This is a genomic window from Methylocapsa palsarum, assembly GCF_900114285.1.
In the GTDB taxonomy this organism is placed as follows: Bacteria; Pseudomonadota; Alphaproteobacteria; order Rhizobiales; family Beijerinckiaceae; genus Methylocapsa; species Methylocapsa palsarum.
Genome location: NZ_FOSN01000007.1, coordinates 34,466 through 57,256 on the forward strand (window position 1 = coordinate 34,466; position 22,791 = coordinate 57,256).

At 62.9% G+C, this 22,791-nt stretch carries 20 protein-coding genes; 10 read left to right on the forward strand and 10 right to left on the reverse strand.

The features are described 5' to 3' along the window. Nucleotides 1-2 precede the first annotated feature (2 nt). From pqqD to BM177_RS09325, 6 genes are all read left to right on the forward strand, one after another. Nucleotides 3-290 (forward strand): pyrroloquinoline quinone biosynthesis peptide chaperone PqqD, encoded by a 288-nt coding sequence (gene pqqD / locus BM177_RS09300; RefSeq protein ID WP_091681430.1) that lies wholly within the window; start codon nucleotides 3-5, stop codon nucleotides 288-290. Continuing rightward, the gene (pqqE, locus tag BM177_RS09305) at nucleotides 287-1,411 is read left to right on the forward strand and encodes a pyrroloquinoline quinone biosynthesis protein PqqE (RefSeq protein WP_091681432.1); all 1,125 of its coding nucleotides are present in this window, start codon (nucleotides 287-289) and stop codon (nucleotides 1,409-1,411) included. The genes pqqD and pqqE overlap by 4 nt, the downstream gene beginning before the upstream one ends. Nucleotides 1,412-1,555: 144 nt before the next feature. Further along, the gene (locus BM177_RS09310; protein ID WP_091681434.1) at nucleotides 1,556-5,056 is read left to right on the forward strand and encodes an indolepyruvate ferredoxin oxidoreductase family protein; all 3,501 of its coding nucleotides are present in this window, start codon (nucleotides 1,556-1,558) and stop codon (nucleotides 5,054-5,056) included. 132 nt (nucleotides 5,057-5,188) lie between these two features. Further along, the gene (locus BM177_RS09315; RefSeq protein WP_091681784.1) at nucleotides 5,189-5,764 is read left to right on the forward strand and encodes a YbhB/YbcL family Raf kinase inhibitor-like protein; all 576 of its coding nucleotides are present in this window, start codon (nucleotides 5,189-5,191) and stop codon (nucleotides 5,762-5,764) included. Between the two features lie 106 nt (nucleotides 5,765-5,870). Then, nucleotides 5,871-6,713 carry a transglutaminase-like domain-containing protein gene (locus BM177_RS09320; protein ID WP_091681437.1) on the forward strand — a complete coding sequence of 281 codons (843 nt, stop codon included), beginning with the start codon at nucleotides 5,871-5,873 and terminating at the stop codon, nucleotides 6,711-6,713. Nucleotides 6,714-6,947: 234 nt separating this feature from the next. Further along, complete coding sequence (locus BM177_RS09325) at nucleotides 6,948-8,141, forward strand: alpha/beta hydrolase (protein ID WP_244532237.1); 1,194 nt, start codon at nucleotides 6,948-6,950, stop codon at nucleotides 8,139-8,141. Nucleotides 8,142-8,300: 159 nt separating this feature from the next. Here the strand turns inward: BM177_RS09325 and BM177_RS09330 are convergent, their stop codons facing one another. The 4 genes from BM177_RS09330 to BM177_RS09345 form a co-directional block, all read right to left on the reverse strand. After that, nucleotides 8,301-8,588 carry a heavy metal-binding domain-containing protein gene (locus BM177_RS09330; protein WP_091681442.1) on the reverse strand — a complete coding sequence of 96 codons (288 nt, stop codon included), beginning with the start codon at nucleotides 8,586-8,588 and terminating at the stop codon, nucleotides 8,301-8,303. A 200-nt stretch (nucleotides 8,589-8,788) separates the two neighbouring features. Next, nucleotides 8,789-10,396 carry a bifunctional phosphoribosylaminoimidazolecarboxamide formyltransferase/IMP cyclohydrolase gene (gene purH, locus BM177_RS09335; protein WP_091681445.1) on the reverse strand — a complete coding sequence of 536 codons (1,608 nt, stop codon included), beginning with the start codon at nucleotides 10,394-10,396 and terminating at the stop codon, nucleotides 8,789-8,791. Nucleotides 10,397-10,607: 211 nt separating this feature from the next. Beyond that, entirely contained in the window at nucleotides 10,608-13,220 is a 2,613-nt protein-coding gene (locus BM177_RS09340) for a heavy metal translocating P-type ATPase (RefSeq protein WP_091681448.1), read from the reverse strand. A 75-nt stretch (nucleotides 13,221-13,295) separates the two neighbouring features. Further along, nucleotides 13,296-13,541, reverse strand: coding sequence for a heavy-metal-associated domain-containing protein (locus tag BM177_RS09345; protein WP_091681450.1), 246 nt, complete (start codon nucleotides 13,539-13,541; stop codon nucleotides 13,296-13,298). A gap of 227 nt (nucleotides 13,542-13,768) precedes the next feature. Between BM177_RS09345 and BM177_RS09355 the strand changes: the two genes are divergently transcribed. The 3 genes from BM177_RS09355 to BM177_RS09365 all read left to right on the forward strand — a co-directional run bounded on the left by BM177_RS09355 (nucleotide 13,769) and on the right by BM177_RS09365 (nucleotide 16,772). Then, nucleotides 13,769-14,098: a polyhydroxyalkanoic acid system family protein gene (locus BM177_RS09355; RefSeq protein WP_091681453.1), complete on the forward strand. Its 330-nt coding sequence runs from the start codon at nucleotides 13,769-13,771 to the stop codon at nucleotides 14,096-14,098. A 166-nt stretch (nucleotides 14,099-14,264) separates the two neighbouring features. Continuing rightward, nucleotides 14,265-14,699, forward strand: a complete 435-nt coding sequence (locus BM177_RS09360; protein WP_091681455.1) for a four-helix bundle copper-binding protein — start codon at nucleotides 14,265-14,267, stop codon at nucleotides 14,697-14,699. 141 nt (nucleotides 14,700-14,840) lie between these two features. Next, nucleotides 14,841-16,772: a S9 family peptidase gene (locus BM177_RS09365; protein ID WP_091681457.1), complete on the forward strand. Its 1,932-nt coding sequence runs from the start codon at nucleotides 14,841-14,843 to the stop codon at nucleotides 16,770-16,772. A 14-nt stretch (nucleotides 16,773-16,786) separates the two neighbouring features. On the opposite strand, the gene BM177_RS09370 is transcribed toward BM177_RS09365, so the two are convergent. Further along, nucleotides 16,787-16,999 carry a hypothetical protein gene (locus BM177_RS09370; protein WP_091681460.1) on the reverse strand — a complete coding sequence of 71 codons (213 nt, stop codon included), beginning with the start codon at nucleotides 16,997-16,999 and terminating at the stop codon, nucleotides 16,787-16,789. Nucleotides 17,000-17,198: 199 nt separating this feature from the next. On the opposite strand from BM177_RS09370, the gene BM177_RS09375 reads away from it, so the two are divergent. Beyond that, the gene (locus tag BM177_RS09375; RefSeq protein ID WP_091681786.1) at nucleotides 17,199-17,882 is read left to right on the forward strand and encodes a hypothetical protein; all 684 of its coding nucleotides are present in this window, start codon (nucleotides 17,199-17,201) and stop codon (nucleotides 17,880-17,882) included. Nucleotides 17,883-18,092: 210 nt separating this feature from the next. On the opposite strand, the gene BM177_RS09380 is transcribed toward BM177_RS09375, so the two are convergent. The 5 genes from BM177_RS09380 to BM177_RS09400 all read right to left on the reverse strand — a co-directional run bounded on the left by BM177_RS09380 (nucleotide 18,093) and on the right by BM177_RS09400 (nucleotide 22,769). After that, nucleotides 18,093-18,926 carry a substrate-binding domain-containing protein gene (locus tag BM177_RS09380; protein ID WP_091681462.1) on the reverse strand — a complete coding sequence of 278 codons (834 nt, stop codon included), beginning with the start codon at nucleotides 18,924-18,926 and terminating at the stop codon, nucleotides 18,093-18,095. Nucleotides 18,927-18,935: 9 nt separating this feature from the next. Then, the gene (locus BM177_RS09385; RefSeq protein ID WP_091681789.1) at nucleotides 18,936-19,400 is read right to left on the reverse strand and encodes a c-type cytochrome, methanol metabolism-related; all 465 of its coding nucleotides are present in this window, start codon (nucleotides 19,398-19,400) and stop codon (nucleotides 18,936-18,938) included. A 159-nt stretch (nucleotides 19,401-19,559) separates the two neighbouring features. Further along, complete coding sequence (gene xoxF5, locus BM177_RS09390) at nucleotides 19,560-21,353, reverse strand: lanthanide-dependent methanol dehydrogenase XoxF5 (protein ID WP_091681465.1); 1,794 nt, start codon at nucleotides 21,351-21,353, stop codon at nucleotides 19,560-19,562. A gap of 463 nt (nucleotides 21,354-21,816) precedes the next feature. After that, on the reverse strand, nucleotides 21,817-22,176 hold the full coding sequence (locus BM177_RS09395; protein WP_091681467.1) for a hypothetical protein: 360 nt from the start codon (nucleotides 22,174-22,176) through the stop codon (nucleotides 21,817-21,819). Next, complete coding sequence (locus BM177_RS09400; RefSeq protein ID WP_175492552.1) at nucleotides 22,173-22,769, reverse strand: glutathione S-transferase family protein; 597 nt, start codon at nucleotides 22,767-22,769, stop codon at nucleotides 22,173-22,175. Before BM177_RS09400 ends, BM177_RS09395 begins: the two co-directional genes overlap by 4 nt. Nucleotides 22,770-22,791 lie beyond the last annotated feature (22 nt).

Consider the following 22,791-nt stretch of genomic DNA (forward strand, 5'->3'; position numbering starts at 1 on the left):
AAATGACGATCGAAACGCGGATCGCCGACGGCTCCAGGCCGCGCCTGCCGCGAGGCGTTCGCCTGAAACATGACGACGCCCGGGGCGAATGGCTCTTGCTGGCCCCGGAGCGATTGGTCAAGACAGACGCGATCGCGCTCGCCATTTTGCAGCGCTGCGACGGCGTCGCGACGTTCTCGGCCATCGTCGATGATCTGGCGGCGGCGTTCTCCGCCGATCGCGGCCGGGTCGAGACCGATGTCCGCGCCTTGCTCGAAGACCTCGCCGCCAAACGGATGATCGACCTTTGACACACGATCCGCAGCGTATCGCGCCGCCTGTCGGCCTTCTCGCGGAGCTGACGCACCGGTGTCCGCTCGCCTGCCCCTATTGCTCCAATCCGCTGCAGCTCGAACAACGCGCCGACGAACTCGACGCCGCGGCGTGGAAACGGGTTTTTTCGGAAGCCGCCGCGCTCGGCGTTCTCCACGCGCATTTGTCGGGCGGCGAACCGGCCTCCCGGAGCGACCTTGCCGACATCGTCGCTCATTGCGCGAAAGAAGGATTGTACACAAACCTGATCACCTCGGGGATTGGCCTGACCGAGGATCGCGTCAAGGCGCTCGCGGGGGCCGGGCTCGACCATGTCCAGCTTGCGATCCAGGATGCGGAAGCGGATTCGGCGGACCGCATTTGCGGGTATCAGGGCGCTTTCGCGCGGAAGATCGAGGCCGCGGCCTGGATCGTTGCGGCGGGAATGCCGCTCACCATCAACGCCGTCATTCATCGCGCCAACGTCGCCCGGGCCGGAAAGATGGTTGAACTCGCGGTCGCGCTCGGGGCGCGGCGGGTCGAAATCGCCCATACGCAATATTACGGCTGGGGGATGCTCAACCGGGCCGCCCTCATGCCGGGGCGCGGCGAGGCCGAGGCGGCGATCGCCGAGGTCGAAGCGCTGAGGCTCAAGCACGCTGGCGTCATCGTGATCGACCATGTCGCGCCGGATTATCACGCCCGCTACCCGAAAGCCTGTATGGGGGGATGGGCGAAACGGAGCTTCAACGTCACGCCTTCGGGAAAGGCCCTCCCCTGCCACGCCGCGGAAACAATCCCCGGCCTCGAATTCTGGAGCGTGCGCGATCATTCGCTCGCCGAAATCTGGACGGATTCGCCGGCCTTCAACGCGTTCCGGGGAACCGGCTGGATGCGCGAGCCTTGCCGATCCTGCGAACGCAAGGAAATCGATTACGGCGGCTGCCGCTGTCAGGCGCTTGCGCTGACCGGCGACGCGCGCGAAGCTGATCCGGCGTGTCATCTGTCGCCTCATCATGGCGCCGTCGCCGCCGTCGCGATGGCGGCGGCCGGCGAAGGTCAGGATGACCTCCCCGCCTACGTTTATCGGAGCGCGAAACTGCCGGAACCAGCCCAATAATGCGGCGTTCCGCCCGCAGGGAACCATGTTTAGCGGTGGAAACCTTCGCGATAACTTGGAAAGTGAGCCGCGCAGGCCTATATCCAGGGCAGCGGAGATGATAGCCGCTATGCTGAGGCTGAACGCCCGGCGGGAGATTTAGCGATGGCGGACGTGGTCGAAGGCCCGGTCGACTTCATCGATGACCTTAAATCCGTTTCTCTCAACGATAAATACGACCTGACGAAGCGCCGGATCTTTGTATCCGGCCCCCAGGCGGTGATTCGGCTTTTGCTGATGCAAAAGGAGATCGACCGCCGCGCCGGGCTCAATACCGCCGGCTTCATCTCCGGCTATCCCGGCTCGCCGCTTGGCGGCCTCGATCACAACTTTCTCCGCGCCGGCGCCTCTCTCGCCGCGAGTGACGTCGTCTTTCAGCCCGGCCTCAACGAAGACCTCGCGGCGACCGCCATCTGGGGGGCGCAGCAGGCTGAAATGCGCGGCGAGGGCAAGTTCGACGGTGTCTTTTCGCTCTGGTACGGCAAAGGTCCGGGCGTCGACCGGAGCGGCGACGTGCTGCGTCACGTCAATCTCGCCGGGACGGCGAGGAACGGCGGCGTTCTCGCCCTGATGGGCGACGATCACACCGCCGAATCCTCGACCACGGCGCATCAGTCCGAATTTACCTTTGTGGACGTGATGATTCCGATTCTGTCCCCCGCGGGCGTTCAGGAGATCGTCGACTTCGGGCTCTACGGCTACGCCATGAGCCGTTTCACCGGCGCATGGGTCGCCTTGAAATGCCTCAAGGACACGATCGAATCGACCGGCTCCATCGACGTGTCCTTCGACCGCGTCGCGCCGCGCGCTCCGGCGGATTTCGTCATGCCGCCGGGCGGGCTCAACATTCGCCCGGGCGACAAGGTTCTCGACCAGGAAAAGCGGCTTCAGAACTTCAAGCGCGACGCGATGCTCGCCTGGCTGCGCGCCAACCAGTTGAACAGGATTGTGACGTCGGGCGGACGAAACGCCAAGATCGGCGTGATCGCCGCCGGCAAATCCTACCTCGACGTCCGCCAGGCTATGGACGATCTCGGGATCGACGAGGCCGGCGCCAATGCGCTCGGCCTGCGTCTTTACAAGATCGGCTGCGCCTGGCCGCTCGAGCCCGAAGGCCTGCGCGCCTTCGCCCGCGGCCTCGAACTGATTATCGTCGTCGAGGAAAAACGCTCGCTGATCGAGGTTCAGGTGCGCGAGGAGCTCTATGGCGCGCCGGACCAGCCCGTCTGCATCGGCAAGAAAGACGAACAGGGCCGCTGGCTGTTTCCCGTCACGGGCGCCCTCGACGCCAACGACATCGCCATCGCCATCGGGCGGCGGATCCTGCGTTTCGCCAGCAACGAAAAATTGGAGCAGCGCGTCCAGCGGCTCGAACGGGCCCAATCCGCCCTTTCGACCGACGAGGCGCTAGGTTTGAGATCGCCCTATTTCTGCTCCGGCTGCCCGCACAACACCTCGACGCGGGTTCCCGAAGGCATGCGCGCCTACGCCGGAATCGGCTGTCATTACATGGCGCAATGGATGGACCGGTCGACCGAGGGCTTCACCCAGATGGGCGGCGAAGGCGCGAACTGGGTCGGCGAAGCGCCATTCTCAAAACGGCCCCATGTTTTTCAGAACCTTGGCGACGGCACCTATAACCATTCCGGCATCCTCGCCCTCCGCTTCGCCGTCACGGCCGGCGTAAACATCACCTACAAGATCCTGTTCAACGGCGTCGTCGCGATGACCGGCGGCCAGCGGCTCGAAGGCCACCTCACGCCCGACAAGATCGCGCGCCAGGTCGCCGCCGAGGGCGTCGCCCGGATCGTAATCGTCACCGACGAACCCGGCAAATATCCCAAGGATCTGCAATGGCCGGACGGAGCGGCGATCCGGAGCCGGCGCGACCTCGATGCGGTTCAGCGCGAACTCGCCGCCGTGGCCGGCGTCACCGTCCTGATTTACGATCAGGGCTGCGCTTCGGAAAAACGGCGCCAGCGCAAGCGGGGAGAGGCGCCAGATCCCGGCAAGCGCGTCATCATCAACGAACTCGTCTGCGAAGGGTGCGGCGATTGCGGCGTCAAATCCAACTGCGTATCGGTGCAGCCGCTGGAAACCGAATTCGGCCGCAAGCGGATGATCGACCAGTCGAGCTGCAACAAGGATTTCTCCTGCCTCGAAGGGTTTTGTCCTTCTTTCGTCACGGTGCGCGGAGCCCAGCCGAAACGCGCGCATTTCAGGCTCGACGCCGGTCCGCCTCTGCCGCATCGGCCCGATATTCCTGAAATCGGGACGCGGCCCTACGGGATTCTCGTCACCGGCGTCGGCGGCACCGGCGTCGTCACCATTGGCGCCATTCTCGGCATGGCGGCTCACCTCGAAGGCAAAGGATGCGGTTCGATCGACATGGCGGGTCTTGCGCAAAAAGGCGGCGCCGTCTTCAGCCATGTCAAGATCGCCCGAAGCCCCGGCGAAATTCATGCGATCCGGGTCGCGGCGGGAGAGGCCGACCTCGTTCTGGGCTGCGACCTCGTCGTCTCAAGCTCCAAAACCGTTCTCGCGGCGATGCGGGCCGGCGACACCGGCGTTCTCGTGAACACGGCCGAGATCTATCCGGGAGATTTCACCCGGAACGCCGAATTCCGCCTTCCGACGGACCGGATGAAACGCGCCATCCGGCGCGCGGCGGGCGAGACCGTCGGCTTTATCGACGCGACCTGGGTCGCGACGGCGCTGCTGGGCAATTCGATCGCGGCCAATATGTTCATGTTGGGCCATGCCTGGCAGCAGGGGCTGGTGCCGCTCGATGATGCGTCTTTGCTGCGGGCTCTCGAACTCAACGGCGAGGCCGTCGAGATGAATACCCAGGCCTTCCTTTGGGGGCGCCGGCACGCGGCCGACCCCGGCGCGATCGAAGCTTTGGCGGCCCGGCAGCACGCTCCTCCGGCAGCCGCCTCGGAACCGGAAACGCTCGATCAGATCATCGCCCGCCGCGCGGCGTTCCTGACCGCGTATCAAAATCCCGCCTATGCCGCTCGCTACATGAAGCTGGTGGACCGCGCCGCCGAAGTGGAACGCGCCCGGGTTCCGGGCGGCGAAGCCCTGACCGAAGCAGTGGCGCGGTATTTTTTCAAACTGATGGCGATCAAGGACGAATACGAAGTCGCGCGCCTCTATAGCGACGGATCCTTCGCGCGCCAGCTCGCCGCGACCTTCGAGGGCGACCTCAAACTCGAATATCATCTCGCCCCCCCGTTCCTCGCCCGAAAAGGCTCGAATGGCGAACCGCTCAAGATCTCCTTCGGATCCTGGATGGCGCCGGTCTTTAAAATCCTCGCGTCGCTTAAGGTTCTGCGTGGGACGCCTCTGGATGTGTTCAGCTATACGAAAGAAAGACGGGCGGAACGCAAACTGATCGACCACTATGAGATTTTACTCGATCAGATTTTAGACAATCTTCGCCCCGAAAATGCTGGCGTCGCGCAGGCCATCGCCTCGATCCCCGAGAAAATCCGAGGGTACGGGCACATCAAGGCCAGGCACATCCACGACGCCAAGGCCGAAGAAATCGCGCTGCTGGCGCAATTCCACGCGGCGGCGCCGGTCAAGCTGGCCGCGGAATAGCCTCCGGAGCATTCCGCAAGGCTGCAGCCGGGCACAATTCCTGCCGCCCCGCGTTGTTGCGGCCGGTTTCCCGTGCGCTGCAACGATATCGCGATCCATGCGTTGCCTTCTCATCCTGAGCGAGAAGAGTTCATGCTGGAGAAGATGCCGCCTTCCGGGCATTTGCCGAGGAACGTCAGGCCGGGACTCGAGAATCTGGTCTACGCCAGCGACGCGACCGAGGCGCCGCAATCGATCCGGGTCGAAAGCGTCGCCTTTGACGACCATCACCCGATACCGCCGCTGTTCACCGCGGAGGGCGAAAGCTGTTCCCCTCCATTGCGCTGGCGCGGCGTTCCTGATGGCGCGAAGGCGATCGTGCTCATCGTCGAGGACGCCGACAGTCCGACGCCCGAGCCCCTCGTCCATGCCCTCGCATGGAAGACGCCCGGATGCGACGATGATCTCATTCCGGGCGCGCTGACCGGGAAAAGCGCCGCGATCGAAGGGCTGCGGCTGGGGTTGAATTCGTTTTTGACGGCCGATTGGCTGCCGCCCGATCCCCCGCCCGGTCACGGTCCGCATCGCTACGTCTTTCAGGTCTTCGCGGTCGATGCGGACGCGCCAAAATCCGAAGGCGCGCCGGACCGCACGGAAGTCGTAAACGCCATGAGGGGGCGCGTCCTGGCCAAGGGCCGCCTGATCGGCGTTTATGAACGCGCGGTCTAAAAGTATTGGACTCAATGAAATGTCGTGAAAACACGGAACTTGAGCGCTCCTGACAGGTTTAAGGTCAATCAGATCTAGATTCGCTCTGAATATAATCGAGATATTCATGCTCATACGATATGGTTACGAAATGAGTTTCAGCGTCGCCCAGCCGACGTTGATGGTTTGTCTTCTGGATGCTCACCGGGAACAATCGCGTCTGCTTCGCTATGAGACGCCGATGCTGACCTCGCCAGCGATCCCTTCGACGACTTACACTGATCTCTACGGCAATACCGTTCGCAGGTTCTTCGCCCCCGCGGGGGATTTCACCATTTCATCCGACGCCGTCATCGAGGACAGCGGACTTCCCGAGCCGATTTTCGAGGAGGCGCGGGAAGCGCCGCTGGATCAGCTCCCCAACGAGGTTCTCGTTTATCTCCTTGGCAGCCGCTATTGCGAGACCGACAAGCTCAGCGAGATTGCCTGGAGCCTGTTTGGATCGACGCCTCGCGGCTGGGGCCGCGTCCAGGCCATCTGCGATTTCGTTTGCGGGCATCTGACTTTCGGCTATCAATATGCTCGCCCGACGCGAACGGCTTTCGAGGCCTACGAGGAGCGCGTCGGGGTCTGCCGCGATTTCGCGCATCTCGCCGTGGCGCTTTGCCGCTGCATGAATATTCCGGCGCGCTATGCGAACGGCTTTCTCGGCGATATTGGCGTCCCCCCAGATCCCGCGCCGATGGATTATAACGCCTGGTTCGAAGTCTATCTCGACGGGCGATGGATGACGTTCGACGCGCGGCATAATATCCCCCGCATCGGACGCATCACCGTGGCGCGCGGCAGAGACGCGACGGACATTCCGCTGGCTCATTCTTTTGGTCCGCATGTTTTGAAAACGTTCCGGGTCTGGACGGAGGAAATCGATGCGTCCGTGCTTCAGGATCTCAAACGCCGAACCGCCTGAAATTTCCGCTGCGTCTCGCCGCGACTCGCGCGATTCAACGAAATCTTGACGCTTAAGGTTTGCTAAGGTTTAAGCTGCGATAAGCACTTTCCGGCTGCTGCGCGCAGGGCCAGGACGAAGCGCCTCTCCAGCGGGGACTTGATGCGTCAGCAGACAATGCGGTCTAGATTCCGGCGGCGGCTTGAGACGTTTGAGCCCTCCGGTTCGCATCTTCGCCTTTTAGCCTTTGTTGCGATGACTTCCGCTGGACTTGCCGGCTGCGCCAGCAATATCAAGGGCTTCCTCCTTCCCGTCGCAGAAAGCGCTCCGGACGCGAGCCAGGTGCAGATGATCGTTGCGACGACGCGCACCCGCGCCGCGACTCCGGATGAGCTTTTTGCCGGCGGCCGCAGTCAGAAACCTCAATTCGCCGATATCGTGGTGTCGATTCCGCCGGACAATGCGCGGCGGGCTGGCGAGGTGGAATGGCCCAAGCAGCTCCCGGGCAATCCCGCGACGGATTTCGTCACTCTCAAAGCCGACGTGATCGATAAGCCGCAGGCCGTCGCCTTGTTTTCCCGCCTCGTGCAAAAGACGCCGGGGCGGCAGGTGCTTGTCTTCGTTCACGGGTTCAACAACCGGTTCGAGGACGCGGTCTACCGGTTCGCGCAGATTGTCCATGATTCCCGCGTGGTCGCGACGCCGGTTCTGTTCACATGGCCCTCGCGCGGCAGCCTCTTCGCTTATGGTTATGACCGGGAGAGTTCTAATTTTTCGCGCGACGCCCTGGAAAATCTGCTGCGCTGGCTCTCGGATAATCCGCAGGTTTCGGAAGTCTCCGTTCTCGCGCACTCGATGGGTAATTGGGTGACGCTCGAAGCGCTGCGGCAGATGGCGATCCGGGACGGCCGGGTCGCGCCAAAGATCAAGACGGTCCTCCTCGCCGCACCCGACGTCGACGTCGATCTGGCCCGCGAGCAGATCGCCACGATGGGCGCGCAACGGCCGAAATTCACCCTGTTCCTGTCCGAGGACGACAAGGCCCTCGCAGCCTCGCGCGAAGTCTGGGGCGCCCCGCGGCTCGGCGCCGTCGATCCGGATGTCGAGCCTTACAAAACGATGCTGGCGAGCGAAAACATCAATGTGATCAACCTGACTTCCTATAAAGGAGCGGATGGGCTGGATCACGGCAAGTTCGCGGACAATCCCCGCGCGATCGAACTCGTCGGGGCGTCGCTTGCGAGCGGCCAGACGCTGTCCGATTCGAGGGTTGGTCTTGGCGAAAAGATCTTGTCGACGACGGCGGGCGCCGCAAGTTCCATTGGCCACGCCGCGGGCGTTATCGTTTCCGCGCCCGTCGCGATCGTCGATCCTTTGACCCGCGACCATTTCAACGATGAAGTCGACGCTTTCGGCGAGTCAATGCGCCATGTCGCCCCGCCAAAATAAGAGGCTGGCGTCCGGCAAGCTCGCTTGAGACCTCCGCCGCGAAAGCCTCAGCTCCAGCGGACAGCCAGGCGTTCGAAGAAGGCTTTTTTCATCGAACCGGCGCCTTACTCTTCATCCAGACCGCGCCCAGACCGCGCCAAAGTCCGGGCCTGTTAAAGTTCAAGCGGCGCAGGACAGCTTGACCGCGACGCCGGTCGCGAGGATGCGCATGAGGGCGACGCCGGAGCCTTCGGTCGAGTCGACGCCGTCGACCTCGAAATCAAGCCCGATGATCGCGTCGGCGTCGATGTCCTCCGCCTTGCGGACCAGTTCGCGCAGCGCATGTTCGCGCCAATTGTCCTGCAACGGAGCGCGGATCACGCCATGCCAGGCGGACCCGGCCTTGATCTTGCCGATCGGGTAGAGAATTTTCCCGCCCTCGATCACGTCCGTCGAACTAATGCGCATCACCCGTCTCCGAATTTCTTGCCCACCGGTAAACGTCGAAGGTTTCCTGCGGCTTAATGCGGTTGCAGAACCGGCCCGTTGAAAAGACTATGGTGGAGTCGTGGTGAACAGACGGTGACGCAGCGCACAGGCCGACGCGCCAGGAGCGCGAAGGCTTCAGCTTTCTTCTTAAAAATCAATAGTTTGAGATTATTTCAGGGTTAATGGCGGAAATGCCGGACGCCGGTGAACACCATGGCGAGGCCAGCCTCGTCCGCCGCCTTGATCACCTCGTCGTCCCGTAGCGACCCGCCCGGCTGAATGACGGCGGTGGCCCCGGCCTCGGCCGCCGCGAGCAGCCCGTCGGCGAAGGGGAAAAATGCGTCGGAGGCGACCACCGAGCCCTTGGCGAGCGATTCCGCAAGACCCGCAGTCGTTGCGGCTTCGCGCGCCTTCAGGGCGGCGATCCGGCAGGAATCCACCCGGCTCATCTGTCCCGCCCCGATACCGACCGTCGCGCTGCCCTTCGCATAGACGATCGCGTTGGACTTCACGTGTTTGGCGACCCGGAACGCGAATTTCATATCGCGGATCTCCGCTTCGCTCGGCGCGCGTTTGGTGACGACGCGCAAGTCCATTTCGTCCACCACGGCGTTGTCGCGGCTTTGTGCGAGAAAGCCGCCGGCGACCGGCGTATGACGCCAGCCCGCCGCGCGCGGATCCGGCAATCCGCCGGTCAGAAGGAGCCGCAGGTTCTTCTTGGCCGCGACGATCGCCACCGCATCTTCGTCGGCGTCCGGCGCGATGATCACTTCGGTGAAGATCTTGACGATCGCGGCCGCGGCCTTCGCGTCAAGCTTGCGATTAAGGGCGATGATTCCGCCGAACGCCGAAACCGGATCGCAGCGCAAAGCGAGTTCATAGGCGTCCGCGAGGTCGCTTCCTTCGGCGACGCCGCAAGGGTTGGCGTGTTTGATGATGGCGACGGCTGCCGTACGCGCAGGATCGAATTCGGCGACGAGTTCGAAGGCCGCGTCGGTGTCGCCAAGGTTGTTGTAGGAGAGCTGCTTGCCCTGAACCTGACGCGCGGTCGAAACCCCGAAGCGGCGCGGGCCCGAAGCGTAAAACGCCGCGATCTGGTGCGGATTTTCACCATAGCGGAGAGCTTCGACGAGCTGGCCCCCGAGGGCGCGATAGTCGGGGGCGGCGACGCCGATCTCGCCGGCCAGCCAATGCGAGATTGCCGAATCGTAGGCGGCGGTGCGGGCAAAGGCTTTTTGGGCCAGCCGGCGGCGCAAGGCCAGCGTCGTCGCGCCGCCATGCTCCTCGAGTTCGGCGAGGACGAGCGCGTAATCCGAAGCGCCGGTGAGGACCGCGACGCTCTCATGGTTCTTGGCCGCGCTCCTGATCATCGCCGGGCCGCCGATGTCGATGTTCTCGACGCACTCGTCGAAGTCCGCGCCCGCCTCGACCGTCGCCTCGAACGGATAAAGATTGACCACGAGCAGATCGATCGGCGCGATGCCCTGCGCGCGCAGCGCCGCCTCGTGGTCCGGCTTGCCGCGCACGGCCAGGAGGCCGCCGTGAACCTTCGGATGCAATGTCTTGACCCGCCCGTCGAGCATCTCCGGGAAGCCCGTGACGTCGGCGACCTCCTTCACCTGAAGCCCCGCCGCGGCGAGAGCCTTGTGCGTGCCGCCGGTCGAGATCAGTTCGACGCCGAACGCGGCGAGGCCTTTGGCGAAATCGACGAGGCCGGTTTTGTCCGAGACGGAGACAAGCGCCCGTGCGGGGCGGCGGAGCCCGGCGGGCGAGGCGAGGTCTGACATGGGTTCTCGTGCGTTGGCGTCTGAAAATTCACCCGCCTCTAGAGCGCTTTCCGATCGCATGAAGTCATGCGATCGATCAGAAATCGCTCCAGAGTCAAAGACATGAGCATATTCTTATCGATTGGATTGATTCAATCCGATCGGAATATGCTCTAGCACGAAGGCCGTGCGCGGCCTACCCGCCCGGCCGGATTTGTCTCGTTGCTCGGAATTATTGCGCGGGCGCCGAACGAAACGCCGCGGCTTCGACTGGCGCGGCTCCTCCGCCGCTCAGCGGCTTGAACCGCCGCAGCCGCAGCGCATTCAGGACGACAAACACCGACGAGAACGCCATCGCGCCCGCGGCCAGCATCGGCGACAGCAGAATTCCAAAGGCCGGATAGAGCGCCCCCGCCGCGACGGGGATCAGAATGACGTTATAGGCGAACGCCCAGAACAGATTCTGCTTGATATTGGCCATCGTCACCCGGCTCAGCGCCACCGCCGTCGCCACGGCGCCGATATCGCCGCCCATCAGCACGACGTCGGCCGCCTCGATGGCGACATCGGTTCCGCCCCCGATCGCAATTCCGACATCGGCCTCCGCAAGGGCGGGCGCGTCATTCACGCCGTCGCCGACAAAGGCCAGCGAGCGATGGCGCGCGCGCAGCTGCTTGAGCGCCTCGATCTTGCCCTCCGGCAAAACCTCGGCCACGACGGAGGAAATGCCAACCGCCTTCGCGACGGCTTCCGCTGTCGCGCGATTGTCGCCTGTCACCATGACGACATCGAGCCCCTGCCCGCGCAACGCCTCGACCGCCTGACGCGCCGATGGGGAAACCGGATCGGCCACAACGATCAGAGCGGCGAGCTTGCCGTCGATCGCCGCATAGAGCGGCGATTTGGCCTCTTCGCCGAATTTCGCGGCGGCGTCCTTGAAGACGGCGATACCGACGCCCTTCATGGCCATGAACCGATCGGCGCCGACGGCGACATGACGCCCTCCGACATCGGCTTCGACGCCGAAACCCGGTCTTGAGGCAAAGTTCCGCAGGTTCCCGGAGGCGCGCCCGCCCCGTTTCGACCACGGCCAGCGGCCGTGCGCTTCCATGGCGGCCTCCCCTGCCGCGGCGCCCTCGCCAACGCCGGACCTGGCGGCGGCCGCCGCGATCGCGACCGCCACAGGATGTTCGGACCGTGATTCGACCGCGGCGACCAAGGACAGAACCGTGTCGCGGTCAAATCCCGGCGCGACCAGAAAATCGGTCAGTTCCGGGCGTCCTTTTGTGATCGTCCCGGTCTTATCCAGCGCGATCGCGGTGACGTTCGAAAGCGTCTGAAGCGCATCGCCCTTGCGGAAGAGAACGCCCAGTTCCGCGCCCCGGCCGGTGCCGACCATGATCGAGGTCGGCGTCGCAAGCCCCATCGCGCAGGGGCAGGCGATGATGAGCACCGCGACCATCAGGGTCAGCGCATAATTCAGCGAGGGCGCGGGTCCGAACCAGAACCAGACCGCGAAGGTCAGCGCCGCGATCGCCATCACGGCGGGAACGAAAACAGCGGTCACCTTGTCGGCCAGCGCCTGGATCGGCAGTTTCGCGCCCTGCGCCCGCTCGACCATGCGGATGATCTGGGCGAGCCTCGTATCGGCCCCGGTCTCCGTCACTTTGAACGAGAAGCTGCCCGTCGTGTTGATCGTTCCGCCGACGATTGTCGCGCCCAACGCCTTGGCGACCGGACGGGGCTCCCCGGTCAGCATCGATTCGTCGACATAGGACGATCCGTCCACGACCGTCCCGTCAGCGGGAATTTTTTCGCCCGGTTTGACGAGAACGATATCGCCGACGACGACATCGTCGAGATCGACGTCCACCGTAGCGGCGCCGCGCACGACATGAGCGGTCTTTGGCTTGAGGCCGATCAGGCCGGCGATCGCCGCGCCCGCCTTGCCCTTGGCGCGCGCCTCGAGACTTCGCCCAAGCAGAATGAGCGTGACGATCACGGCGGCGGATTCGAAATAGACGTTCGATGTCCCGGCAGGAAACAGGGCGGGCGCGAACGTGACGAGCGTCGAATAGATGAAGGCCGCGCCCGAGCCGAGGGCGACGAGCGCATTCATCTCGGGGGCGAGACGCCACAGGGCGGGCAAACCGGATTTGAAAAACCGGAAGCCTGGACCCGCCAGAACCAAGGCGGTGAGAACAAACTGAATAATCCGGCTCGCCTGCATTCCGACGGTCTGCATGACGAAAGAGTGAAAAGCCGGAAACAGATGCGAGCCCATCTCGAGGACAAAGACCGGCGCGGTCAGCGCGAGGGCGAGTAAGAACGCCCTGAAAGCGCTGGCGGCTTCGTTTGGGCCCGCGCCGTGATCATGCGCGCCGCCGCCATGGCCGTGGCCCTCGTGATTGATATAATGCGCCGGATAACCGGCCGCGGCGGACGCTTTCGCCAGCGCCCTTTGGTCCGTGACCCCGGCCGCCACGCGGACGGTCGCGGTCCTGGTCGCGAGATTGACCGCCGCCTCGACGACGCCGGGCTCCGCCTTCAGCGCCTTTTCGACCCGATTCACACAGGAAGCGCAGCTGAGATTGTCGACGGCGAATTCCATCGTCTCCGTCGCCGATCCAAATCCGGCCTTGCCGATGGACGCGATCACCGGCGCGACGTCGGGAGCGCCGGTGAATACGACCTCCGCCCGCTTTGTCGCCAGATTGACCGACGCCGACGCGACGCCCGGCGCCGCGCGAATGGCCTTCTCCACCCGCGCCACGCATGAGGCGCATTCCATCCCGTCGATCCGCAGGCTCAGGGCGGCGTTCGAATCAGCGGACGCAGTTCGCATGGAGTCGTCCTTTGCGGTCAAGGCAAGCTTCGCGTGGGTCGGGCGCTCGTCCGGGCGGCTAATCTGGCGGCCCGATCAGGCCGAAGCCGCCCTTTCGAGAGCGCACTCATAGCCCGCCTCGCCGATGGCGGCGATCACGGCGGCGATGTCCGGCACGCCGGCGAACGTCACCTCGGCCCGCTTGGCGCCCAGATCGACGGAGGCCGAAACGACGCCATTGGTGGCGAGAATCGCTTTTTCCACGCGAGAGGCGCAGGAGCCGCAGGCCATTCCCTCGACGCGGATGCTGACGATTTTGTTGGATGGTGACGAAACGGACATCAACGGATTCCTTCGGCATGCGTTAAGGACGTGCGGGCCGCGGACCAGAGGGCTCGAAGCCGCCGCCCGGCGCGATGCAAAGCTTACCTACGGGCGCATGCATAAGATATGGAGCTTCGCGGCCGTCTTCCAGTCGTCGCCGCGGCTTGAACAAGGATTGTTTCGCATCCGCGTCCTTCCGCGCGACGCGCATTGGCCCTAAATACATCAACCTTGGGAGAAGCGTTATGTCGAAATCGATCGTGATCACCGTGCCGCATCAGCTTGGGGCCGAGGAAGCCCAGAAGCGGATCTCGGAAAAAATCGACGCCTTGCGCCGCGATTATGTCGATAAGCTCGCCTATTCTGAGGTCAACTGGACCGGAAGCCAGGCGGAACTGCGGGTCGTGGCCTTCGGCCAGACAACCACGGGCCAGCTGAACGTCATGTCGGACAGCGTCCGCATCGAAGTCCAGCTTCCCTGGATTCTCGCGTCGCTTTCGAACAAAATTCAGGGAGCGCTGACCAGCAACGCGCAAGAGTCCTTGCGCATAGGGCATAGTCCGCCCAAGACCTGACAATCAGAAGCTTAGTTCAGTTAGTCTATAAGCAATGTATGTAGTATGAAGGCTTCACGATTCCGCTATTTTTTGTGTGAATACCTTGATGCCAGCGCCTTGCGCGCGTAGACAGGCTAGATTGAGCTAGCAACTCAATACAACTTGTCCAAGAGGAGAACCTAACATGCAGCGTCGTGAATTCATCGCCGCCGTCGGCACTGCCGCCGTCATCGTCGCAGCCGGCGCTCCTCAAGCCTTCGCCGAAATGAGCGGAGAATCCATGCATCCGGCGAAATTCAAGGATCTTCAGGAGAGCGCTGGTCATTGCGTCTCCACCGGCGAGGATTGCCTACGGCATTGTTTCGGCATGATCGCCATGAAAGACACGAGCATGGCCGCCTGCACCGATTCGGCGTTCCAGCTTGTCGCAGCCTGCAAAGCCCTGCAAGCCCTCGCGGCCGTGAACTCGCCCCATACCGGGCATTTCGCCAAGGTGGTGGAAATGATTTGCACGGATTGCCAGAAGGAATGCGAAAAGTTCCCGCAATATTCCGAGTGCAAGTCCTGCGCTGAGTCTTGCAAGGCGTGCGCCGCCGAATGCAAGAAGGTCTCCGCCTAAATCGGCCGCGGCCAGCCCAAGCGAGGGCTGAACGTCTGACCCCGAGCGCCGGAGGCATCCCCGGCGCTTTTTTTTGCGTTTGAGCGGCGCATCTGATGATTTATTCTGCATGAAATCCGAGCCAACGCTCATTGAGGATCCATGAGCGGCGTCGTTGCGCCTTATGGATCGTGGGCCTCGCCGGTCAGCGTCGAACTCATGACGTCGGCGGCCATTGGCCTCTCCTCGCTTTCGGTTGACGGGGACGCCCTTTACTGGCTGGAAAGCCGTCCGGCCGAGAACGGACGCTCGGTCCTGTGCCGACGCGGCGCCGACGGCGGGGTCGAGGACGTGACTCCCCCGCCGTTCAATGTCGGCAGTCGCGTTCACGAATATGGCGGCGGCGCTTACGCCGCTCATGACGGCGCGGTGATTTTCAGCGAGCGCAAGGACGGCTCGGTCTGGCTGATCGACAAGCCCGGCGCCGCGCCGCGGCGGATCGCGACCTCTGAAAACTGCCGGTACGCCGATTTCGAATGGGATCCGCGCCGCCATCGCGCGCTCGCGATCCGTGAGGATCATCGGGACCGGCCGCCCAATGATCCGAAGGCGGCGATTGTCGCTTTGGGATCAAATCCGGGCGAGACCGAGACTGTCCTTCTCGAGGGGCCTGATTTCCTCAGTTCGCCCCGGCTCTCGCCCGATGGCGCAACCCTCGCGTGGATCGCATGGGATCATCCCGCCATGCCTTGGGACGCCACGCGCCTCTTCAAAGCCAAGGTGGCGCAGACCGGCGACATCGGACCGCCCCAAATCATCGCGGGCGGCGAGCCCGAGGCGATCGTGCAGCCTGCCTGGTCGCCTGGAAATATCCTGCATTTCTGCTCGGACCGGACCGGCTGGTGGAATCTTTACGCCGTTCGGAACGACGAAATCGTCGCCCTGGCGCCCGTCGAGGCGGAGATCGGGGGCCCGCACTGGATCTTCCGGCAGCGCTTCTACGCCTTCCTGCCCGACGGACGGATCATCGCCTCGATGGTGCGGGACGCGATCAGGCGCGCGGCGTTGATTTTTGAGGGAGCGATCAGGCCTCTCGACATCGGCCAGATTCAGGAATGTCCGACGCCCGTTGAAAAAGGGATCGCCTATCTCGCGACGCCGCCGGACCAACCGCCCGCGCTCGTTCTGGCGTCAGACATCGGGGGAGGCGAAACGATCATCGTGCGCAACGCCGCGCCCGCACCCGTACCGCCGGACACCGTCTCGATCGGCGAACCCTTTGATTTCGAAACGCCAGGCGGGACCGCGCACGCCTTCTGGTATCCGCCCAGGAACGGCGGATTTTTGGCGCCGCCAGGCGAATCGCCGCCTCTGATCGTGCTTTCGCACGGCGGCCCCACCAGCATGACCACCAACAGCTTCAATCTGAACATTCAATGGTGGACCAGCCGCGGTTTTGGCGTCGTCGACGTCAATTACGGAGGATCGACCGGATTTGGCCGCGCCTACCGGCGACGGCTCTACGGCCAATGGGGACTCGTCGATGTCGAAGACTGCAGCGCGGCGGCGAGACGCCTCGTCGAACGCGGGCTCGCCGACGGCTCCCGCCTCGCCATTCGCGGCGGAAGCGCCGGCGGCTTCACGACGCTCGCCGCGCTGACGTCGTCGACTCTTTTCAAGGCAGGCGCGAGCTTTTACGGCGTCGCCGATCTGATGCTGCTCGCCACGGACACGCACAAGTTCGAGGCGCGCTATCTCGACCAGTTGATCGGCCCCCTGCCGGGTTCGGAAGCGCTCTACGCCGAACGCTCTCCGATCTGTCATATCGACCGCCTGAGCTGTCCGGTCATCTTCTTTCAAGGCGAGGACGACAGGACGGTTCCGCCCAATCAGGCGCAGACGATGGTCGCGGCCATGAAAGCGCGGAAACTCGCCGTCGCCTATTACGAGTTCGCGGGTGAAGGCCATGGATTTCGCCAGGCGGAAACCTTGAGGCGCACGCTCGAACTCGAACTCGACTTCTACGGGCAGATCTTCGGGTTCAGCCCGCCCGGACTGAGCGAGAGGGCGATGATCGACAACGGGAAGCCGTGAAAACGTAGGAGAGCCTAAAGCGACTTTTCCTCGAGCCCGGGATAGGCGCAGCGCCATTTCACGACATGGCGCGCCGGATGCTCGTCGGACCATTGCGCGATGGTCGGCGGAGCCTGCAACATGCATTGCATGAGAGAACCTTGATCAACGAAGGAGAGCGCCTGCTCTTCGCAGGAAGTGGGTTGTGCGATCGCGCAAACAGTGAGAATCAATTCAACAAATCCCATGTCTCGATTCCTTCCGCTTCAAATTATGTAAAGCAAGACTCGGCCCACTCTTTCCGTTCCCGCTTCCTCCAGATATGCGTTGGCGTTCAATGGACATGGCATATAGTTATGTCCTTATGGCCATAATGATAGAATGCGCCCACCGCGGATCGGTTTCACAACGGCACTTGCAACAATGCCCGCAGGCCAGGGGGAGAAGATGAGTCTACGCTCATGCGCGCGTCCTCGCGTCGCGGGTCCGGTGCGCGCCCTTGGGACGTCCGCTCTCGCGGTAGTGGCGCTTGCTGCGATTTCGCTCAATCCGGCGCGGGCGGCGGAGAATTCCGAAAAGGATTGGCCGTGCCGGCAAATTCTTGTCGAAAAGATTTCCTTGCCCGCGGTCTGGTCCGGCCCCCCTGTCGAAAATATCGATTGGAGCAAGACTCCGACGATGGCCGACCGCGTCAAAGCGCTCGCGGCCCGCCGCCTGTCGGTCGAGGACGCCGAACGCGAGGTCCAGAATTTCGCCGCCACATTCGATGCTTCGCGGCGGGACGAAAAAAAGACCGAACTCACCGCTCTTTTCGCCGGTCTGTTCGAAACGCTGAGCTCTGAACGCGCACAGGTTGTCAGCGGACTCATCCGCTTTGGCCGCCGTCAGAAAGAACTCGCGCAAAAAATCCGCGCGGAGAACGCGACTCTTCATTCGCAATCGCCCTCGCCCCCGGTCCCGACCCCGGTGGGCGCGGCGAAAGAGGCTCAAACCGATCCGCGAGCGCTCGAATGGGATTTACGTATCTTCGATGAGCGGCGCCAGGCCCTCACCTATGTGTGCGAGACGCCGACGCTGATCGAGCAAAGATTGTTCGCCCTGGCGCGGGTCATTCAGCAAAATCTTGAGTGACGGCAGAATTCAGACTGAAACGAACACTCGGGGTCAAAGCCTCATCAGGGACTGAAGCGCCCCCGGACGCTAGAGCATATTCCGATTGGATTGAATCAATCCAATCGACAAGAATGTGCTCAAGCTTTTGACTCTGGAGCGATTTCTGATCGATCGCATGACTTCATGCGATCGGAAAGCGCTCTAGCTTCCGGGTATTCCCCGAAACCTTCAGTGAAGCGCGGGAATATCGGCCTCGTCCAGCACCGGGATTCCGAAGCCGGCCAGGATCGCGTTGATTTCGTCCTGATTCTCGGCGATGAGCTTGTTCAGAACGCGCTTCCAGTCTTGATCGGAATGGCGGACGCCCATGCCGATCCGGTAGATCAGGCGCGGCCCGGACGTCTCCTTGACGAGCGGCGCGACAATCATTGGAACCTTGGCCCCTTTGGCGAAGAAGCCTGCGATCGGTCCCCATAGAACGGCCACGTCGATCCGATCCTGCTCCAGATCCTTGAACATATCCACGGTCGGCGCATCGTAACGCGTATCCACGACCAGAGGATAGGATTTGATGTTGGGCAGCAAGCCGTTCACGGCGAGATTGGTCGCCGGTGGGGTTCCGGCGATAATGCCGATCCGCTTGCCCTTGAGGCGCGGATCTTCGAGGGTTTCGATCTTTTCGAGGTCCGAGCCCGCCTTGAAAACCAGCGCGTAGGATGTGCGGTAATAGGGATTGGTGCCCTGAACGATATCGTCGCCTTGCGGTATGCCGATGACAACGTCGCAAAGGCGGGCGTTCAGCGTATTACGGATGAAGCCCGGCGAGCCGGGATAGTAGGTGTAGGCGAGCGACTTACCAAGTTTGCGCGCGAGGAGTTCGGAGATCTTGTTCTCGAAGCCTTCGCCTGCTTCGTTCGAGAACGGCAGATCACGGGGATCGGCGCAGACCCGAAACACATTCGGGTCAACGAGTTCGATCGACTTGTCCTCGATCGCCTGCGCGAAGACCTGGCCGCCGCTAAGCGCCAGAGCAACCGCCAGAGCAAACCCAACACGTTTCATGCCGTGTGATCAGCTCTTGTCGCCGACACAGGCGTGTTCCGTTTCGGTCACTTTCGGCAGTTTCTCTTCGTGAGCGGCGGGACGCCCGCGAGCTACCGCCTCGACGCTTCTGGCGCGAAGGTAGACGTAGATGTCGTCGATATAGCACATCACGTTCTTGTTGTCGCCGAGAGCTGGCATGACCTTATTCTGACCGCCGGACACATTCTGCCGGCCGCCGACGACGATACCGTAGAATTCCGCGTAATCCAGAACCTTGACCGAATTCTTGAGCGCCGGCGCATAGGTCGACCCTTCGGCGTCCGGACCATGGCAGACGATGCATTCCGAAGAATAACGGCGATACCCGGAATAGGTGAACCAATCCACGGCGCCGTCGGGGGCCACATTGAAAGTCGGGTCGCCTTTGGCGTCGAGATATTTGCCGCTGTCGTCCTTCTTGACCGATTTCGGGTCCGCGGGAGTCTCAGCCATCGCCGAGGCGGCGCCAAAAGTCGCGAGCAGGGCGACGGACGCGGCCCGCACCAGTGAATTGATTTGCACGACACTATCCTTGTTGGAACTTGCATATCGAAGCAGAAATCCGGCGCTCGAGGCGCCGGATCCTTTCGATGCCCGAAAGAGCGTCCTGACTTAGTTCGGAAGGGCGAACACTGTCAATTGACCGCCCAGTGCGGTGTAGTTAGCGAGCGAGGCGTAGCCGCCGACGGCGCCAAGACCCTCGGTGCCTTTGGTCAAGCCCGCCGCGAGGCCGATGCCGGCCCAGCCGCCGACGCCGGAGAGCACTGCGACATATTGTTTGCCGTTGTGCTCGTAGGTCATGACGTTGCCGATGATGCCCGAGGGGGTCTTGTACTTGAAGAGCTCATCGCCGGTCTTGGCGTCGACCGCCTTCAGATAGCCTTCAAGCGTGCCGTAGAAGACAACATTGCCGGCTGTGGCGAGCGCGCCCGACCACACCGAGAACTGCTCCTTCTTCTGCCAGATGATCTTGCCGGCCTTGGCGTCCCACGCCGTGAAGTTGCCGAGATGCGTGTCGCCCTTCGGCGGATACATCGACAAGGTCGCGCCAACGAAGGGCTGACCCGCGGTGTAGCTCACCCGGAACGGCTCGTAGTCCATGGCGACGTGGTTGGCTGGCACGTAGAAGAGATTCGTAATCGGCGAATAGGCCGCCGGCTGCTGATCCTTCACGCCGAGGGCGGCGGGGAAAATTCCCTGCGAGTTGACGTCTTCGCCGTTCGACTCGGTCGAGAACTCCTTGACGACCAGCGGGCGGCCGTAGGTCTTGGAGTTCTTGTCGAGATCGACCTTGGTCGCCCAGTTGACGGCCGGGTCGAATTTCTCCGCGACGAGCGGCTCTCCGGTGACCCGGTCGAGCGTGTAGGCGAAGCCGTTGCGATCGAAATGGACGAGAACCTTGCGCGCTTCCTGGTTGACGAGGATCATCTCGTTGATGCCGTCGTAATCCCACTGGTCGTGCGGGGTCATCTGGTAGACCCACTTGACCTTGCCGTCGTCGGCGTCGCGGGCCCAGATGGTCATCGACCAGCGGTTATCGCCGGGACGCTGCTTGGGGTTCCAGGTCGAAGGATTGCCCGAGCCGTAATAAACGAGGTTCAGTTCGGGGTCGTAGGAATACCAGCCCCAGGTGGTGCCGCCGCCGGTCTTCCACTGGTCGCCCTGCCAGGTGTTGATGCCGGAATCCTTGCCGACGGGCTTGCCGAGATGCGTCGTGTTCTCGGGATCGATCAGCGTGTCGGAATCCGGTCCAACCGAATAGCCGCGCCAGGCTTTCTTGCCGGTCTTGATGTCGTAGGCGGTGATATGGCCGCGAACGCCGAATTCGCCGCCGGAAATGCCGACGAGAACCTTGTCCTTCACGACCTGCGGCGCGGAGGTGCCTGTTTCGCCCTTGGACGGGTCGCCGTTCTTCGCCGACCAGATATGGGCGCCGGTGTGGGCGTCGAGCGCGACGAGGGTCGCGTCAGCCTGGTAGAGGAAGATCTTGCCATCGCCATAGGCAACGCCGCGGGTGACCGTGTCGCAGCACATGACGGGAATGACGTTCGGATCCTGCTTCGGCTCGTACTTCCAGAGGATTTTGCCGTCGTTATTCAGATCGAGGGCGTAAACGATGTTCGGGAACGGCGTCGAGAAATACATGACGTTGCCGACCACCAAGGGTCCGCCCTCGTGACCGCGCAGCACGCCCGTCGAGAAGCTCCAGGCCGGAACAAGGTTCTTGACGTTCGACGAATTGATCTGGGAGAGCTCCGAGAAACGCCGGTTGGCGTAATCGCCGGTCGGCAGGACCCATTGTTTCGGATCTTTCGACTGGGCCGCCAATTCGTCATTGGCGAAGGCGGCGCCGCCCGCCAGGAGCGCAGTGGCGGCGACACAGGACATAAGCAGGAATTTGCGCATTCATTTCCTCCGGACACTTTGGTCGTGGCGCCCGCATTACTCATTCGGGCTTCGCCAGCGCCTTGTCATTCATAACTACCGGCTGCGGGCCGACACGCCGGTTAAGATCACAGGTTCTAACGTTGGCCGCGCCTGTTTTTGACGCTCCGGCGGCAGCGCGCGCCATCGCCAGGTAAGTCGCCGAACTGCAAAAATTCGCAGAAACATCGGGAAACTTCGGCATCCATATATATTGGGCTTTGCCAGGACACAATAGTCATTCACGGCGCAAACGGCGCGACACTTGCGCGCTTGAAAGTCCGCTTTTGCGAAACTTGCCTTGATGAGAAAAGAGACTTGCCGCGACGAGAAAAGAGACTCGCCCCGACGAGAAAAGAGACTCGCCGCTATGAGAACAGGGTTTCTCGGCCCGCCCCCGGAGACCGCGGCGACCGGAAAAAGAAAAACGTTTTTCTTCGCAAACTCAAAAACAGCGGATCTCGGCCTCGGCCTGGGCTCGGCGCAAATCCGCAAGGGCGGCTTTGGCCAATTCGCTCGCTCGGAACAAGGTCCCGATCTGGCCCTGCGCCTGAGTCATGCTCGCGACCGTCGCGGCGGCGACATAACGATCATAAGGGAGCAGAGTCGCGATGACGTCGATCGAGCAGGAGCAGCGCCGAAGCGCGTCCTGGGTTTCGCCATTGGTTTTCATGCAGGCGAAGACGAACTCGGCGCGCGCTTCCGTGGGGTAGTCGTTCAGTTCGGCGCCCGCCGATGGTGCGGCGCAGCAAAAAACGGCGAGGCAGAGCAGGGTGAAGCGCTTCAAAAGCGTTCTCGCGCTCATAGCCGGGTCGCCTCGAACGAGGGAACGTCCGACGCGAACCCGTCGAGCCACCGGACGAGCGATGGATGACCGTCCCGCCACGCGCCCTCGAACCGCAAATCGAGATAGCCAAGGGCGCAAGCGGCGGCGATATGGGCCACGTCGCGCCGGCCGGCGGGCGGGGCGGCGTCCAGAGCTTTCAGCCCGCGCGCGACCTTGTCCTCCTGATGAGCCATCCATCCCGGCTCCCGCCTGGAGGGGTCGCGAAAGCGGACCTCGTACATCTGCAGGAGGCTTGCGTCGGCGATTCCGTCGGCGAGAGCGGCGAGCGTCAGGCTCTTGAACCGTTCTTCGGGCGCCGCCGGGATCAGAATGTCGCCGCCCGCCAGAACATCCAGATATTCGACGATGACCCGGCTGTCGAACAGGACCGATCCATCGTCGAGAATGAGAGTCGGAATCTTGCCGAGCGGATTATGCGAGCGCACCGGATCGTCGGGATCGCTCGTGTCCGACGCGGCCGCCTTGATTTGCCCCGAAAGGCCGGCGAGCGCGGCGGCGATCACCACCTTGCGTCCGAACGGCGAAGCCGGCGAGGTAAGCAAAGTCATCATGGCCGGGAATATTCCTTCCTGA

Bases quoted from the DNA above. Each gene is read 5' to 3' on its own strand.
- BM177_RS09400 (WP_175492552.1), bottom strand. From the start codon at position 22,769: ATGATGACTTTGCTTACCTCGCCGGCTTCGCCGTTCGGACGCAAGGTG.
- xoxF5 (WP_091681465.1), bottom strand. From the start codon at position 21,353: ATGCGCAAATTCCTGCTTATGTCCTGTGTCGCCGCCACTGCGCTCCTG.
- BM177_RS09345 (WP_091681450.1), bottom strand. From the start codon at position 13,541: ATGTCCGTTTCGTCACCATCCAACAAAATCGTCAGCATCCGCGTCGAG.
- BM177_RS09310 (WP_091681434.1), top strand. From the start codon at position 1,556: ATGGCGGACGTGGTCGAAGGCCCGGTCGACTTCATCGATGACCTTAAA.
- BM177_RS09355 (WP_091681453.1), top strand. From the start codon at position 13,769: ATGTCGAAATCGATCGTGATCACCGTGCCGCATCAGCTTGGGGCCGAG.
- purH (WP_091681445.1), bottom strand. From the start codon at position 10,396: ATGTCAGACCTCGCCTCGCCCGCCGGGCTCCGCCGCCCCGCACGGGCG.
- BM177_RS09380 (WP_091681462.1), bottom strand. From the start codon at position 18,926: ATGAAACGTGTTGGGTTTGCTCTGGCGGTTGCTCTGGCGCTTAGCGGC.
- BM177_RS09385 (WP_091681789.1), bottom strand. From the start codon at position 19,400: ATGGCTGAGACTCCCGCGGACCCGAAATCGGTCAAGAAGGACGACAGC.
- BM177_RS09375 (WP_091681786.1), top strand. From the start codon at position 17,199: ATGAGTCTACGCTCATGCGCGCGTCCTCGCGTCGCGGGTCCGGTGCGC.
- BM177_RS09365 (WP_091681457.1), top strand. From the start codon at position 14,841: ATGAGCGGCGTCGTTGCGCCTTATGGATCGTGGGCCTCGCCGGTCAGC.
- BM177_RS09330 (WP_091681442.1), bottom strand. From the start codon at position 8,588: ATGCGCATTAGTTCGACGGACGTGATCGAGGGCGGGAAAATTCTCTAC.
- BM177_RS09360 (WP_091681455.1), top strand. From the start codon at position 14,265: ATGCAGCGTCGTGAATTCATCGCCGCCGTCGGCACTGCCGCCGTCATC.
- BM177_RS09395 (WP_091681467.1), bottom strand. From the start codon at position 22,176: ATGAGCGCGAGAACGCTTTTGAAGCGCTTCACCCTGCTCTGCCTCGCC.
- BM177_RS09315 (WP_091681784.1), top strand. From the start codon at position 5,189: ATGCTGGAGAAGATGCCGCCTTCCGGGCATTTGCCGAGGAACGTCAGG.
- BM177_RS09325 (WP_244532237.1), top strand. From the start codon at position 6,948: ATGACTTCCGCTGGACTTGCCGGCTGCGCCAGCAATATCAAGGGCTTC.
- pqqD (WP_091681430.1), top strand. From the start codon at position 3: ATGACGATCGAAACGCGGATCGCCGACGGCTCCAGGCCGCGCCTGCCG.
- BM177_RS09370 (WP_091681460.1), bottom strand. From the start codon at position 16,999: ATGGGATTTGTTGAATTGATTCTCACTGTTTGCGCGATCGCACAACCC.
- BM177_RS09320 (WP_091681437.1), top strand. From the start codon at position 5,871: ATGCTCATACGATATGGTTACGAAATGAGTTTCAGCGTCGCCCAGCCG.
- BM177_RS09340 (WP_091681448.1), bottom strand. From the start codon at position 13,220: ATGCGAACTGCGTCCGCTGATTCGAACGCCGCCCTGAGCCTGCGGATC.